At 69.1% G+C, this 14951-nt stretch carries 11 protein-coding genes and 1 pseudogene; 4 read left to right on the top strand and 8 right to left on the bottom strand.

What is annotated here, in order from left to right; translation table 11 throughout:
• Position 1: 1 nt before the first annotated feature.
• Positions 2-2638 (top strand): annotated as a pseudogene (locus AB0M14_RS35895) (type I polyketide synthase); the annotation flags it as partial.
• Positions 2639-2653: 15 nt separating this feature from the next.
• The gene (locus tag AB0M14_RS35890) at positions 2654-3826 is read left to right on the top strand and encodes an alpha/beta fold hydrolase (RefSeq protein ID WP_365004333.1); all 1173 of its coding nucleotides are present in this window, start codon (positions 2654-2656) and stop codon (positions 3824-3826) included.
• Here the strand turns inward: AB0M14_RS35890 and AB0M14_RS35885 are convergent.
• From AB0M14_RS35885 to AB0M14_RS35855, 7 genes are all read right to left on the bottom strand, one after another.
• Positions 3823-4587, bottom strand: coding sequence for an alpha/beta fold hydrolase (locus tag AB0M14_RS35885; protein WP_365004013.1), 765 nt, complete (start codon positions 4585-4587; stop codon positions 3823-3825). The genes AB0M14_RS35890 and AB0M14_RS35885 overlap by 4 nt on opposite strands.
• Positions 4588-4699: 112 nt before the next feature.
• A complete protein-coding gene (locus AB0M14_RS35880; protein WP_365004010.1) occupies positions 4700-6244 on the bottom strand; it encodes a GMC family oxidoreductase N-terminal domain-containing protein in 1545 nt (514 codons plus the stop codon).
• Positions 6237-7763 (bottom strand): aldehyde dehydrogenase family protein, encoded by a 1527-nt coding sequence (locus AB0M14_RS35875; protein WP_365004007.1) that lies wholly within the window; start codon positions 7761-7763, stop codon positions 6237-6239. The genes AB0M14_RS35880 and AB0M14_RS35875 overlap by 8 nt, the downstream gene beginning before the upstream one ends.
• Entirely contained in the window at positions 7756-9936 is a 2181-nt protein-coding gene (gene betT / locus AB0M14_RS35870) for a choline BCCT transporter BetT (protein WP_365004004.1), read from the bottom strand. The genes AB0M14_RS35875 and betT overlap by 8 nt, the downstream gene beginning before the upstream one ends.
• A gap of 64 nt (positions 9937-10000) precedes the next feature.
• Entirely contained in the window at positions 10001-11971 is a 1971-nt protein-coding gene (locus AB0M14_RS35865; protein WP_365004001.1) for a S9 family peptidase, read from the bottom strand.
• A 52-nt stretch (positions 11972-12023) separates the two neighbouring features.
• Complete coding sequence (locus AB0M14_RS35860) at positions 12024-12602, bottom strand: class I SAM-dependent methyltransferase (RefSeq protein ID WP_365003999.1); 579 nt, start codon at positions 12600-12602, stop codon at positions 12024-12026.
• A gap of 89 nt (positions 12603-12691) precedes the next feature.
• Entirely contained in the window at positions 12692-13378 is a 687-nt protein-coding gene (locus AB0M14_RS35855) for a TetR/AcrR family transcriptional regulator (protein ID WP_365004330.1), read from the bottom strand.
• A gap of 72 nt (positions 13379-13450) precedes the next feature.
• Here AB0M14_RS35855 and AB0M14_RS35850 point away from each other — a divergent pair, with 72 nt between their 5' ends.
• Together AB0M14_RS35850 and AB0M14_RS35845 are read left to right on the top strand one after the other, a co-directional pair.
• Positions 13451-13876, top strand: a complete 426-nt coding sequence (locus AB0M14_RS35850) for a hypothetical protein (protein WP_365003996.1) — start codon at positions 13451-13453, stop codon at positions 13874-13876.
• Positions 13873-14109 (top strand): hypothetical protein, encoded by a 237-nt coding sequence (locus AB0M14_RS35845; RefSeq protein ID WP_365003993.1) that lies wholly within the window; start codon positions 13873-13875, stop codon positions 14107-14109. The genes AB0M14_RS35850 and AB0M14_RS35845 overlap by 4 nt, the downstream gene beginning before the upstream one ends.
• Before the next feature lie 125 nt (positions 14110-14234).
• Here AB0M14_RS35845 and AB0M14_RS35840 read toward each other — a convergent pair whose 3' ends face one another.
• Entirely contained in the window at positions 14235-14906 is a 672-nt protein-coding gene (locus tag AB0M14_RS35840; protein WP_365003991.1) for a TetR/AcrR family transcriptional regulator, read from the bottom strand.
• Between the last annotated feature and the right edge of the window lie 45 nt (positions 14907-14951).

Raw genomic sequence — 14951 nt, 5'->3', positions numbered from 1 at the left:
GGTGAACACCGATTTCGAGGAAGTGGTCGAAGCGTTGCGTTCGTCCCTGCTGGACAACGACGTGCTGCGGCAGGAGAACAAGCGGCTCGCCGACGCGGCCGGTGAGCCCATCGCGATCGTCGGGATGAGCTGCCGATTGCCCGGCGCGGTCGCGTCACCGGAGGATCTCTGGCAGCTCCTGCTGGCCGGCCGCGACGCCATCGCACCCTTCCCCGCGGACCGGGGCTGGGTGATCGACGGCGAGTACGACGGCACGCGGGAAGGCGGATTCCTCAGCGGCGTAGCCGACTTCGACGCCGAGCTGTTCGGGATCTCGCCGCGCGAGGCGCTCGCCATGGACCCGCAGCAGCGGCTGCTGCTGGAAGGATCCTGGGAGGCGCTGGAACGCGCCGGGATCGCGCCGGACAGCGTCCGGGGCAGTCAGGTCGGGGTGTTCGTCGGCGGCGGCTACTCCGGCTATCTGGACACCCTGGTCAGCGCCGATCCCGCGGGTGTCGGCGGATTCCTGCTCACCGGAAGCACGGCCAGCGTCCTCTCCGGCCGGATCGCCTACGCACTCGGCCTCGAAGGACCCGCGCTCACCATCGACACCGCGTGCTCCTCCTCGCTGACCGCCCTGCACCTGGCCTGCACCGCGTTGCGCCGGTCCGAATGCACCCTGGCGCTGGCCGGCGGCGTCGCGATGATGCCGGGACCGGGACTGTTCGTCGAATTCGCGCGGCAGGGCGGCCTCGCCGCGGACGGCCGGTGCAAACCGTTCTCCGCCGCCGCGGACGGGACCGGCTGGTCCGAAGGCGCCGGCATGCTGGTACTGGAGCGGCTCTCCGACGCACGCCGGCTCGGCCATCCCGTGCTGGCGGTGGTGCGCGGCAGCGCGGTGAACCAAGACGGTGCGTCCAACGGGCTGTCCGCGCCCAACGGGCTTGCGCAGCAACGGGTTATCCGGCAAGCGCTGGCCGCGGCCCGGCTGGCCGCGGCCGAGGTGGATCTGGTGGAGGCGCACGGCACCGGCACCGCTCTCGGCGATCCGATCGAGGCGCAGGCGCTGCTGGCGACCTACGGGCAGGACCGGGAACGGCCGGTGCTGCTCGGTGCGCTGAAGTCCTATATCGGGCACACCCAGACGGCAGCCGGAGTCGCCGGGGTGATCGCCACCGTGCTGGCCATGCGGCACGGGCGGCTGCCGGGCATCCTGCACCTGGACGAACGGTCCCCGCATGTCGACTGGTCCGCGGGCGCGGTCGAACTGCCTGCCGAGTCGCGGCCGTGGCCGGACACCGGCAGACCGCGCCGCGCCGCGGTGTCCTCGATGGGCATCAGCGGCACCAACGCGCACGTGATCCTCGAACAAGCACCGCCCGCGGAACCGGCCCGCACGGCGGCTCCGCCGGATCCCGGATTCCCGGTCCCCCTGGTGCTCTCGGCCCGCAGCCGGGAAGCGCTGCGGGCCCAGGCCGCGCGGCTGCGACCGCTGGTGGACTGCACGCCCGGCCTGGACCTGGCCTACTCGCTGGCCGCTTCCCGTGCCACGCTGGAACATCGGGCCGCGGTCGTCGCCGAGAGCCGGGAGGGGTGGGCGGCCGGACTGGACGCGCTGGCTCGCGGGGAGTCCGCGACCGGTCTGGTCGACGGGATGGTCCGGCCGGGCCGGGTCGCCTTCCTGTTCTCGGGGCAGGGTGCGCAGCGCCCCGGGATGGGGCGCGAGCTCTACGGCGTGTTCCCAGTGTTCGCCGCGGCCCTGGACGAGGTGTGCGCGCACTTCGACGGCTCGCTGAAAGAGGTGCTGTTCGCCGGGGACGGTCGGCTCGACGAGACCGCGTACACCCAGGCGGGCCTGTTCGCGTTCGAGGTCGCCTTGTTCCGGCTGGTCGAGAGTTTCGGCGTCACACCGGATTTCCTGATCGGACACTCCATCGGTGAGCTCGCCGCCGCGCATGTCGCCGGTGTCCTCTCGCTGGCGGACGCGTGCGCGCTGGTCGGCGCGCGCGGGCAGCTGATGGGTGCGCTGCCCGCCGGGGGAGCGATGGTGGCGGTGCGAGCCGCGGAGGCGGAGTTGCTGCCCCTGCTCACGGACGGGGTCGCGATCGCGGCGGTGAACGGCCCCGATTCGGTAGTGCTCTCCGGCGACGAGGAGGCGGTACTCGCGCTCGCCGATGGTCGAAAGGCGAAGCGGCTGCGGGTATCCCACGCCTTCCACTCGCCCCGGATGGACGCTGTGCTGCCGGAGTACGGCCAGGTCGCGGCGAGCCTGTCCTACGCCGCGCCGCGGATTCCGATCGTGTCCACCGTGACCGGCGCACTCGTCGAGGGCTACGACGCGGAGTACTGGGTCCGGCAGGTGCGGGAACCGGTGCGGTTCCTCGACGGCATCCAGCGCCTGCACGGCCTCGGTGTGTCCACGTTCGTGGAACTCGGGCCCGACGCCGTGCTCGCCGCGATGGGGCGCGATTGCGTGCCGCCGGACGCGGACGCCGCGTTCGTCTCGGTGCTGCGCCGCGATCGGGACGAACGCGTGGCCGTGCCGACGGCGCTGGCCCAGTTGCACGTGCGCGGCGCGGGTCCGGAGTGGCGGCGGCTGCTTGCCGGTGGGCAGCGGGTCGACCTGCCGACCTATGCGTTTCAGCGGAGCAGGTTCTGGCCGGACGGCGCTGCGGTGGTGCGGGTTTCAGCGCCCACGCCCGCGCCGGTCGAGCTCGAGACACCCGATGCGCTGCGGCAACGCCTCGCCGATACCGCCGCGCCCGAACAGGTGCTGCTCGAGCTGGTGCGCCGGCACACGGCCGTCGTGCTCGGGCATGCCGGCGCGGCGGCGGTCGACCGCGATCGTGAGTTCCTGGAACTCGGACTGAGCTCGCTGGCCGCCGTCGAGCTGCGCGACCGGCTGGCCCGGAGCACCGGACTCGAGCTGTCCAGCAGCCTGGCCTTCGACCACCCCACACCCAGCGAGCTCGCCCGGCATCTGCTGCACGCTTTCACCGGAAAGCTCACCGCGACAACACAATCCGGAGGCATGCTGGGCCGGCTCTGGCAGGACGCGAACCGGCTCGGCCGGGCGACCGAATTCGCGATGAACCTGGTGGAGCTGGCCAAGTTCCGGGCCAAGTTCGAGGACCCCGCCGAGTTCGACGGGACGCCGCGGCTGACCAGGCTCGCCGAGGGCGCGACGAAACCCGGACTGATCTGCTGCTGCACGTTCTCGCCGCTGTCCGGCGCGCACGAGTACGCCCGGTTCGCAGCGATCTTCCGCGGCCGGCGCGATGTGCACGCGCTGGCCAATCCCGGGTACGCCGCCGGTGAGCTGCTGCCCGCGACCCTGGACGCGGGTGTGCGCCTGCAAGCCGAGGCGATCCTGCGCCGCACCGACGGCGAACCGTTCGTCCTGGTCGGCCACTCCGCGGGCGGCCTGATGGCGAACCAGATCTGCCGCAGGCTGGAAGATCTCGGCGCGGGCCCGGAGCGCCTGGTGCTGATCGACAGCTACGTGCCGGACAGTCCGGTGATGGCGGCGTGGAGCGACGCGCTGATGCTGGGCACCCTGGAACGGGAGGGCGCCTACACCCCGATGGACGACTTCCGGGTCACCGCGGGCGCCTGGTGGACGCCGCTGCTGGCGGACTGGAAGCCGGCCGACGTGGCGGCGCCGGTGCTGCTGGTGCGGGCGAGCGAGCCGACCGGACCGTGGCCGCAGGGGGCGGACTGGCACACCACGTGGGAATTCCCGCACACCGTCGTGGACGCCCCCGGCAACCATTTCACCATGCTGGAGGAGCACGCCGAAGTCGTCGCCCGCTCGGTCGCGAACTGGCTCGACACCGAGACCACTTAGGGCGCGGGCCGCGTATCCCGAAGCGCCTGGCGGATATTCGCGGTCAGCGCGGCGGCTTGGGCATTGAGGTAGAAATGCCCGCCCGGGTAGGTGTGCAGCTGGAACCGGCCCGTGGTGTGCTGCGCCCAGCTCTCCGCTTCGGCGACCGTCACCCGCGGATCGTCGAGGCCGATGTGGGCGTATACCGGCAGCCGCAACGGCTTTCGCGCGGTGTCGCGGTAGTTCTCCACCGCCGTGTAGTCCGCGCGCAGCGCGGTGAGCACCATCCGCCGCATGTCGGGATCGGCGAGGGCGAGCGGATCGGTGCCGTCCAGTGCCGCCACCTCGTCGAGGAGCCCTTGATCACTGCGGGTGTGCACGTCCTCCACCCGGGTGCGCGAGGGCGCCCGGCGGCCGGACACGAGGAGTGTCGTGGGCTCGCGACCACTGTCGAGCAGCCGGTGGGCGACCTCGTATCCGATGACCGCGCCGAGACTGTGCCCGAAGATGGCCAACGGACGGTCCGTCCACGCGAGCAGCTGCCCGGCAATCGCGTCGGCGAGCTCGTCGACACTGGTGAACGGCTGCTCCTGCCTGCGATCCTGACGGCCCGGGTACTGCACGGCCAGCACCTCGTAGTGCGGCGCCAACGCCCGTGCCGTCGAGAAGAAGTAGCTCGCCGACCCGCCCGCGTGCGGCAGGCACACCAGCCGGACCTGCGGATCCGCAACCGGTTCGAACCGCCGGATCCACAGGCGATTGGTCTCGTCAACCTCGGTCATCCCGATCCATCCTCCGCTCGCACACCATCCCTCCCGGCCACCGTATCAGCGCCGTGGATCGCCGGCAGTCGGCCGGCGCGGTGGATGGCATTGTGGGCCTTGGCGTTCGGGGCTACCCGGCAGCGAGTTCGGCGCAGCGCTCGCCGACCAGCATGACGGTGATGTTCGGGTTCACCGTCGTGTGTTCGGGGAACACCGATGCGTCGGCGACGCGCAGGCCCTCGACGCCCTTGAGCCGCAGCTGTGGGTCCAGCGGGCTCATCGGATCGTCGGCGGCGCCCATCCGTACCGTCCCCACCGGGTGATACACGGTGTTGTGCGTCCGGCGGATGTAGTCGGCCAGCTCGGTGTCGGATTTCGTGTCCGGACCCGGGTACAGCTCGCGTGCCACCCACTCGGAAAGTGGTGCCGCCGAGGCGATCTCGCGTGCCTTGCGCAAGCCGGCGATCATCACGCGCAGGTCGTGCCCCTCGGGATCGGTGAAGTAGCGCGGGTCCACCCGCGGCTTGTCGCGGAAGTCCCGGGAGCGCAGCCGTACGGTGCCACGCGAGCGGGCCTGGGTGACGTTCGGCGTGAGGCAGAAGGTGTTCTCGGCCGTCGGGTACCCCTGGCGCAGCGTGTGCATATCGAACGGCACGCTGCCGTAGTGCATCATCAGGTCGGGCCGGTCCAGCCCGTCGACGGTCGGGGTGAAGATGCCGATCTCCCACCACTGCGTCGAGCTGCGCACCATCGGCCGCTTGGTCTCGAAGCCGATCACGCCCTCCGGATGGTCCTGTAGGTGGGAGCCGACGCCGGGGGAGTCCACCAGGACGTCGATCCCGTTCTCCCGCAGGTGATCCGCCGGTCCGATACCCGACAGCATGAGCAGCTTCGGCGAGTCGATGGCGCCGGCCGACAGGATGACCTCGCGCCCGGCGGTGATCCGGACGGTGCGGCCGAAGGCGTTGTCGGTGAGGTCCACGCCGACCGCGCGCCCGCCCTCGAGCACGATCTTCTTGACCCACGAGCCGGTGCGCACGGTGAGATTGGGCCGGTCCAAATTCGGGTGCAGGTAGCTCACCGACGAGGAGGCCCGGACGCCGTCGGCGCGGCGGTTGATCTGAAAGAAGTTGGCGCCGTTGTGGACGGTGTGCCCCGAATTGAACTCGGCGCGCGGAATGCCGACGGCTTCGCAGGCGTCCAGCAGGGCGACGCCGCACGGGTCGTTCGGCGGCACCGTCATAATGTGGACCGGGCCGCTGCGGCCGTGGTGATCGCCCGGGGCGTCGTTGGTTTCGATCCGCGGATAGAGCCGGTACACCGAGTCCGAACCCCAGCCGGCGCAGCCGTGATTGCGTTCCCAGGAGTCGAGGTCTTCGCGCGGGGCCCAGAACGCGATGCAGCTGTTGTGCGAGGAGCAGCCGCCCAGCACCTTCGCCCGGGCATGCCGCATGAACGAATTGCCGTTCTCCTGCGGCTCGATCGGATAATCCCAGTCATAGCCCGACTCGAGCAGTTCCATCCAGCGGTCCAGGCGCAGGATCGCCTCGTCGCCGACGTCGCTCGGCCCGGCCTCCAGCAGACAGACCGTCACCGCCGGGTCCTCCGACAACCGGGCCGCGACGGCCGCCCCGGCGGAACCGCCGCCGATGATCACGAAGTCGTAGTCAGACACTCTGGCTCCCTTCAGCGCTGGATTCGGCGAACCAGCCGGTGACGCCCGGCCGGAGATTCTCGTAGACGTGCTTGGGCTCGCGATACTCGTGCAGACCGGACGGCCCGAGCTCGCGGCCGACTCCGGAGCGACCGAATCCGCCCCACTCGGCCTGCGGCAGATACGGCCCGAAGTCGTTGATCCACAAAGTGCCGCAACGGATCCGGGCGCCGACGCGGCGGGCGCGGGCGGCATCGGCGGACCACACCGCGCCGGCGAGACCGTATTCGGTGTCGTTGGCGATGGCGACGGCTTCGTCCTCGGTGCGGAAGGTCTCGACCGTGACGGTCGGCCCGAACGCCTCGTCGTGCACGCAGGCCATCTCGCGGGTGGCGCCGTCGATCACGGTCGGCAGGTAGAACCAGCCGTCGTCCAGACTGCCGGAGCCCTGATCCCCGGTGGCGAAGCGGCCGCCGGTGCGGATGACAGCGCCTTCCGCGCGCGCCTGTTCGACGTAGGCGTGCACCTTGTCCCGGTGCGCGGCGGAGATCAGCGGAGCGGTCTCGGTGCCCTCGGCGAAGGGCCGCCCGAGCCGGATCCGCTCGGCCCGCCGCACCAGTTCGTCGACGAAGCGATCGTGGGCCGACTCCTCGATGACGAGCCGCGCACCCGCCGAACACACCTGCCCGGAATGCAGGAACGCCGCGTTCAGGGCGTTGTCGACCGCGGCGGCCAGGCCTTCCGCGGTGTCGCAGGCGTCGGCGAAGACGACATTCGGGTTCTTGCCGCCGAGCTCCAGCGCGATCTTCTTGACCGTCGCCGCCGCTTCGCGCGCGATGACCTTGCCGGTGGCGAGGCCGCCGGTGAAGGAGACGAGGTCGACGTCAGGGTGCGCCGAGAGCGGCGCGCCCGCGGTGGCGCCCGCGCCGAGCACGAGGTTGGCCACACCCGGCGGCAGCTCGAGCTCGTGCAGCACCGACAGCAGCAGGATCGCGGTGTGCGGCGTCAGCTCAGCTGGTTTGAGGACGAAGGTGTTGCCTGCGGCCAACGCCGGTGCGACTTTCCATGCGGCCTGCAACAGGGGGTAGTTCCAGGGGGTGATCAGTCCGCAGACGCCGACCGGTTCGTAGACGATCCGCGAGTCGACGTCGGGGGAGCCGGCATCGACGACCCGGCCCGCGTCCTGAGTCGCCAGCTTGCCGAAATACCGGAAGCAGTTGGCGATGTCGGTCATATCGATATCGGACTCGTACGGCCGCTTACCGGTGTCGAGGGTCTCGGCGCGGACGAACTCGTCGCGCCGGGTCTCGATCGCGCCGGCGACCGCCAGCAGCAGGTCCCCGCGCTCTTCGGCGGAGGTAGCCCGCCACGGACCGCCGTCGAAGGCGCGGCGGGCCGCGGCGATGGCGGCCACGGTGTCGGCCGCGTCCGCCTCGGCGACGATGCCCACCAGTGAATTGTCTGCGGGACATCGTATTTCGCGAGTTCCACCGGACTCGGCGGCGCGCCAGGCGCCATCGATGTAGAGCGTCCTACTCATGCGCGGGGGTCCCTTCCGGATCGCTGACGTTGCCCGAGTCGGGCTCGTACTCGTACTGGTCGTGCTCCGAGCGCCGCAGGTGCAGATAGCCGAGATGTCGTTCGTATTGGTCGAGAATGTCGCCGATGATCTGCTCCCGGCTGTATCCGTTCAGCGAGTAGCCCTGTGAGCCCTCCGCCAGATACACCTCGCAGCGGAAATACCGGTCGCCCGAGCGTTGCGCGAGCACCGCATAGGTCGGAGTCGGCGCGGACACCGGCCAGACGCCGTAGTCGAATCGGGGTTCGCTGGCCTGGTCGACGATCAGCCGCGGTGACGGCAGCCCCTCGTTGTCGCCGGAATCGTTGATGGTCGCGGTGACGCCCATCCGGCCGAACTCGGTGGTGACGTCCCGCATCGCGGGAATGACGGTGTTCGCGATGAACTTCCGCGTCGCCGCCGGCCCGGGGTAGTACATGGTGCCGAGCAGCCGGCGGCGCCAGCTCTCGCCGGATTGCCCGCGCCCGGCCGCGATGGCTTTCGGCAGCGACGTGCGATAGCTGTCGAGCTTGTAGGACTCGTGATGCACCGAGCGCAGCAGCGCGGCGGCGATGAGGGCGAGGATGAACGAGAACGGCAGCCCCATGATGATGGTGGCGTTCTGCAAGGTCGTGATGGACCCGCCCGCGCCGGCGAACAACATCGACAGCGTGAGCAGCCCGATGGCGAACGACCAGGAGATGCGCGTGCCGCGCGCGCAGTCGGCCATCGGATCGGGCAGCCGCGAGGTGAAGTTGCCCATCACGAGCGAACCCGAGTCCGCGCTCGTCACATAGAACAGCAGACCGGTGATGGTTGCGATGCCGAGCAGCAGCGCCCCGCCGGGATACTGCTCGAGCATCGAATAGAAGCCGACCTCGGGGTGCGCGGCCGTCGCTTCGGCGAATTCCTTGTCGTTCCGGGCGATTTCGAGCGCACTGTTGCCGAAGACCGAGATCCACATCAGCATGAAACTGAACGGCACCACCAGGACGCCGAAGATGAATTGCCGCAGGGTGCGCCCGCGCGAGATGCGCGCGAGGAACAGCCCGACGAACGGCGCCCAGGCCACCCACCAGGCCCAGAAGAACAACGTCCAGGTGTCGAGCCAGGTGGTCGGCTGATTGGGCGTCTCCGGATTGCGTTCCCAGGCGAAGGTGTCCAGCGTCCGATCCAGGAAGGTCGAGAAGTAGTCGCCGGCGTTCTGCACGAGTCCGTTGAGCAGGAAGTCCGACCGGCCCGCCAGCAGAATGTAGATCAGCAACCCGATCGCGAGGATGACGTTGGCCTCCGACAACCGCCGGATACCCTTGTCGACGCCCGACAGCGCCGAGATCGTCGTGACGATCACCGACAGCGCGATGAGCCCGATCTGCGCCGCCTTGCCCTGCGGGATCCCGAACATCTCGTGCAGGCCGTAGTTGAGCTGCACGATGCCGATGCCCAGCGAGGTGGCGACGCCGAAGATGGTGCCCAGCACCGCGGCGACGTCGATCGCGTCACCCCACCGGCCGTGCACCCGCTTGCCGAAGATCGGGTAGAGCGCCGCCCGGATGGTGAGCGGCAGATTGTGCCGGAACGCGAAGTAGCCGAGCGCGCTGCCCATCAGCGCGTACATCGCCCAGCCGGACACGCCGTAGTGGAACAGCGTCCAGGTGACCGCCTGCCGCGCCGCCTCGTTGGTGCCCGCCGGGCCGGTGGGCGGGTGCAGGTAGTTGTAGACGGGTTCGGCGACCGAGAAGAACATCAGGTCGATCCCGATCCCCGCGCCGAACAGCATCGCCGTCCACGTGAAAATGCTGTATTCCGGACGCGACTCCTCCGGCCCCAGCCGGTAGCGCCCGTACCGGCTCGCCCCGATGAACACGACCAGCCCGACGATCGCCGTCGCGAGAATGAAATACCACCAGCCGAACCAGGTCGAGATAAAGGTTTTGACCTCGCCCACGACGGTCTCGGCGCTCTCCGGCGCGGCGAGCGCCCAGATCGCGAAAGCGAGAACGAGGCCCGCCGCCGTGAAATACACCGGCTTGTTGACGGATCTGCGGTCCGCCACCGGATGCACGGGCCGCTCGAATTCCTTCAGTTCGCCGCGATCAGCATTCGGCGGTCGCTTGACGTGGTCGTTTTCCAGTGGATCGCCGGCGCCACTCATCCGATGAATGCTAGCCGGGACTAAAGCAGCGGCGAGTCAGCCGCGCTCTGTGTCCGGCGGTTTTTCACCCCGAATTCTCGACCACGACTTTCTCGATTCCTTCGTCGGCCGGCAGTGCGAATCCGAATATCTGCCCGTAGAAGCTCAATTCGGAGTCCAAGGCCCGGCGAATGTTCTCCGAACGCCGGAATCCGTGTTGTTCACCCTCGAAGAGCAGATACGCGACCGGAATCCCGCGCCGGCGCAGCGCGTCGACGATCATTTCCGATTGATTGGGCGGCACGACGGCGTCCTCGCTGCCCTGCAGCACGATCAGCGGACTGCGGAACTTCTCGACCTGGTGGATCGGCGACCGCTCCCGGTAACGGTCCCGCAGGGCGGGGTACGCGCCGACCAGGCCATCCAGATAGCGGCTCTCGAACTTGTGGGTCTCGGCGGCCAGGGCTTCGAGGTCGGCGACGCCGTAGTGGTCGGCGCCCGCGGCGAACGGGGTGTCGTCCCGGGCCAGCGCGGCCAGCGTGGTGTAGCCGCCCGCCGAGCCGCCGCGGATGGCGAGCCGGCGCGGATCGACGCGACCGTTGTCCGCGAGCCAGCGGGCCGCCGCGATGCAGTCGGCCACGTCGACCACACCCCAGGCGTCGCGCAGCAGCTCGCGATAGGCGCGGCCGTAACCGGTGGAGCCACCGTAATTGACGTCCACGACCGCGAATCCGCGACTGGTCCAGTACTGGGTACTCGAGGCCAGCAGCGGCAGCGCCTGCGCCGTCGGACCGCCGTGAATCATGACCAGCAGCGGCGGCAGTTCGCCCGCGGGCCCGCGGTATCGGCTGCTCGCGGGCGGGTAGAACAGCGCGTGCGCGGTGCGGGGCGCGCCGTCGCGATCGGTCGACGGGAACGAGATCGGTTCGGGAACAGAGATATCCCCGGCTTCCAGGCCGAGATCGCGTGGCGCGCGCAGAGTTTCGAGCTCGGCGCTCGAGTCGACCAAGGTGAGGCGGTAGACGCCGAGTTCGGTGCCCGGTGTACCGGCCACCACGACCACGGTGTTCTCGCCGGCCCGCTCGACCGCGGTGATAGCCGAGAACGGCAGGTCCAGATCTTTCACCGACCCGTCCGGGCCGCGCACCGCGAGCCCGTCGTAGCCCTCGTGCCACCGGGCGAACACGAGGGAGCCGTCGCCCAGGACGACATAGCGGGCCGAGCCCAGTTGCCATGCGGGAACGCCGATCTCGGCTTCGAGCTCGAGGACCGGTTCGACCGCGCCCGCGGGTGTCCACCGGTAGAGGTTCCACCACCCGTTGCGGTCGGACAGGAACAGCAGTGAGCCGTCCGCCTGCCACCGCGGCTCCTGCACCGACTCGCCCGGACCGCCCGCGACGACGGTGTCGGCGCCGGTCGTGAGGTCCCGCACCCGCAATACGGTGTCGTCCCACGGCATGGACGGGTGATCCCAGGTGATGACGGCGAGCCGGGAGCCGTCCGGGCTCAGCCGCGGCGCGGCGACGAAATCAGGACCGCTGACCAGCACCTCCGGCTGCGACGGACGATCAGCGGCGAGCCGCACGATCTCGTTGCGCACATCGATCGCGCCGCGGCCGCCGACCGGATGATGCTCCCGGATCGCGACCACGGTGCCGCCGTCCGGGCTGAAAACGCCGTCGCCGTAACGGTCGCCGCGCGACAGGGCGGGCTCCGGGGTCAGCGCCACCGGCGTCCCGCCGGGCTCGATCCGGTACAGCCGCTGATCGTCCCAGTTGACGAAGTGGAGCACACCGTCGCGCACCCACCAGGCGGCGCCGCCGTATTCGTGCACCGCTGTCCTGGCGTTCATCCCCTCCGGCAGCAGATCGGTGCGCGTGCCGTCGGGCGCGCAGCGCACGATCTGCGTGCGGCCGCCCTCCGCGGGCCGCCCTTCCGACCAGTACACATCCGCCCCGTCCACCCGCACTTCGCCCAGGCGCACCGCAGCGCTGACGACTTTCTCGGACGTGATGGAGGTCGGCCAGGACCCGAAGGTCAACTCGGAGATCGTCACTCGACCAGGGTAGCCATCGCCGAACTCGAACCCGGTCCCTGACTCCCGGCGGTCAGTCGTTCACCCACCGCCACTGAATGGCCGACCAACGCCGCGCCTCCGGCAACAAATCATCGACCGCTGCCACGACACCGGGCCAAGCTTCGGGAATGTAGTCATCACCCGACAACCAGCCGCCCGGCCGCACTTTCGGACGCCACGCCGTAATGTCGGCCACCACACTGTCGTAGTCGTGACGGGCGTCGATGTGCACCCAGTCCAGCGAGGCATCGGCGAAGAGCCCGGCCGCGGACCCGGAATCGCCGACCACGATCAACACATCGTCGCCGAACCCGCAGTCGATCAGATTGCGATGCAGCAAACCGGCAAAGGTGCCACCGCCCGCGGACACCGCGTGGCCATGCGCGTTGACGCCACGCACTCCTTCTGGCCCACTACCTCGACACGTGTCCACCCCCACGACTGTAAAAGCCTTGCCACTGCCCGCGACAACCTCGGCCAGCGAGCACAGACTCCGACCGAGGTAGTTGCCGACTTCGACGAAGGTACTACCCCCGGGAAAGTGTGCGACCGCCTCTTCTTGCGCATCCCTCCACGTGAACCAGCCAGGAATATCCTGCCAGCGCCGCACCGGAACTTCGGCCTCGGATTCACTCGAATTCGACAGCATGCCTCGACGTTACGGTGTCCCCGGCGCGCGTCGGGGTACTTCCGGGATGGCTACGCGGTGTCCGCCTGGCACTCGGCGAGCCTGCGATTCGCGCGAACTCTGGACTGCTCGATCCGTGGCAATTCGTCCCCCATCCCCACGAGCAAGTCGACAGTGGCCGGGCCCAAGATGGTGGTGGCGGCGTGTTCCGGCGACCCCAGATAGCCGGTTATTTCGAGCAGGACCGCGCCGTGCATCAAACTCCACACCCGTCCCGCGATGTCGGCGATCGGGTCCGCGCGAATGCGACCGGCTTCGACCATCCGCCCGACCAGATGCAGCATATAGTTGAAAGCGCTTGTCCCGGTGGCAGATTCGGTGGGGGCGGGATTGCCCAGGCTCAGCGCGGCGGGGCGCGTGGTCTGCGGGGATACCAAGCCGAACATCAGCCGGTACCGTTGCGGGTTCGCGAGCGCGTGGGTGCGATAGGCGGTCCCAGCGACAAACAAGTCCGCTACCGGGTCTTCGGTCTCGGGCACAGCGATGGCCGCGCCGAAACGCTCGAACGACTCGGCCGCAACAGCTTCCAGCAGTCCGTTCATGCCACCGAAATACGTGTACACCGCCATCGTCGAAACGCCGATCCGGGCGGCGACCGTCCGGGCGCGCAGCGCTTCAGGGCCGACTTCTTCCAGCAACTGGATACTCGCCTCGATCAGTTGCGCCCGTCGCCCCGGCGACTCTGGCCCTGGCTCCATCGTCACTGTTGTCCCCCTCTCATAACAGCGTTATCGTAGACGCATAACAGCGTTATGCATGTGGGGGGCGCCTTGCGAAATCCTGATCGCGCACGAAGCGGAACAGCCGACTCGAATACCGGTCCGCTGTCGCCGGAGGCTCTGCTGGCGGCGATATCCGGTCATCTCGACTCCGCCGAACCGCTGGTCGAGTGGGCGCGCGAACTCGCCTACCTCCACATGACTTCCACCGCGACGAACCAGACCGGTGCGAGCTCGCACGCCGAGATCGCACGAATCATCACCGCGATCGACTCGCTGATGCTTCCCGCCATTTCGCGAGATCCAGCGGGACACAAGAACACCCATACGCCCGGCCAAGTCTGCAGCGCGGTGGCGGAGCACTATGCGAAGGCGCGGTGGGCGCTCGAGTCCCCCGACGACGCGACCCTGACCGAGGCATGGCGCAGGCTCGGCGAAGCTCTGGAAAGCTACGCGCAACTGGTCTTCGGTGCGTGACGAAGGCCAACATCTCCACGAGCGCGGCCGGCGCGCTGCACGTGGAAATCGAACGGAAACCAGCCGCCAGGAAGGTTCTGCTAAATCCGCGCACCAAGAGCATCGATGTGCACCCAGGCCAACGAGGCGTCAGCGAACAGCGCGGCCGTGGACTCGGAATCGCCGACCACGATCAACACATCGTCGCCGAACCCGCAGTCGATCAGATTGCGATGCAGCACACCGCGCGATAGTGCATGCGGGCTCCGGCGGAAAGAAGTTTGCCCCAGGGTCTTCGATGGTGGCGCCGCCGTGCTTTTCGACTACAGCGAGGGTGTGAGCCAGATTTCGCGCGGGCGAAGGCCGACCCCGGGCGATCTCAGCCGATGTGCACGTGATGGGTGCCCGCGTCGTCGACGTGCGTGCCCGCGAGGGAAAGGCTGTGTGCCAGTAGGGCGTCGTAGTCGGCGGCAGCGCCGCGCATGACGATCTCGATGACGTGCTCGGCGTCCTCGTCGCCAGGGTGTTCGCCGAACAGCGTGCGGTAGTGGACGAAAGAGGCGATGAGATCGAGCATGCGGGTGACATCGACGTCCGCGCGCAGATCGCCGCGGGCGACCGCACGGTGCAATGCCTCGCCCACCGCCATGCGAGCCGGCTCGACCACCGCGCGCAGATACCACCGGTGCAACTCGGGGTCGGTGACGCATTCGGAGTACAGCGCGCCGAACACCTCAGGCCGGATCGTTCGGTAGCCGGCGAGAAAAATTGTCAGGCCCTCGGCGAGATCGCAGAGGGTGCATCCGGTGTCGGGCGGGGCAGGGGTGTCGAAACGAGATTCGAAGGCCGCCAGGACCAATGCGGCCCGTCCGGACCAGCGTCGATAGATCGCCGGCCGTGAGGTGCCGGCACGACGTGCCACTTCGCCGACGCTGATGGCGAAGTAGCCGCCTTCCTCGAGCAGCTCGAGCGTCGAAACCGTCACCGCCGCATCGATTTCGGTGTCGCGCGGGCGCCCACCCAGCCCGCCGCGGGCGGCTTTCGAAGTCATGTTCGTCATTCTATTAGTTACAAGACGTCTTGTAACGCAACCGTG

Source organism: Nocardia sp. NPDC051832, from assembly GCF_040681285.1.
GTDB lineage: Bacteria > Actinomycetota > Actinomycetes > Mycobacteriales > Mycobacteriaceae > Nocardia.
The sequence above is the reverse complement of the archived record's forward strand: the minus strand, read 5'-3'. Positions and strand labels throughout refer to the sequence as shown.

Excerpts from the sequence above, each read along its gene's own strand:
- AB0M14_RS35875 (WP_365004007.1), bottom strand. The coding sequence starts at position 7,763 with ATGAGTAGGACGCTCTACATCGATGGCGCCTGGCGCGCCGCCGAGTCC.
- AB0M14_RS35885 (WP_365004013.1), bottom strand. The coding sequence starts at position 4,587 with ATGACCGAGGTTGACGAGACCAATCGCCTGTGGATCCGGCGGTTCGAA.
- AB0M14_RS35840 (WP_365003991.1), bottom strand. The coding sequence starts at position 14,906 with ATGACTTCGAAAGCCGCCCGCGGCGGGCTGGGTGGGCGCCCGCGCGAC.
- AB0M14_RS35855 (WP_365004330.1), bottom strand. The coding sequence starts at position 13,378 with ATGGAGCCAGGGCCAGAGTCGCCGGGGCGACGGGCGCAACTGATCGAG.
- betT (WP_365004004.1), bottom strand. The coding sequence starts at position 9,936 with ATGAGTGGCGCCGGCGATCCACTGGAAAACGACCACGTCAAGCGACCG.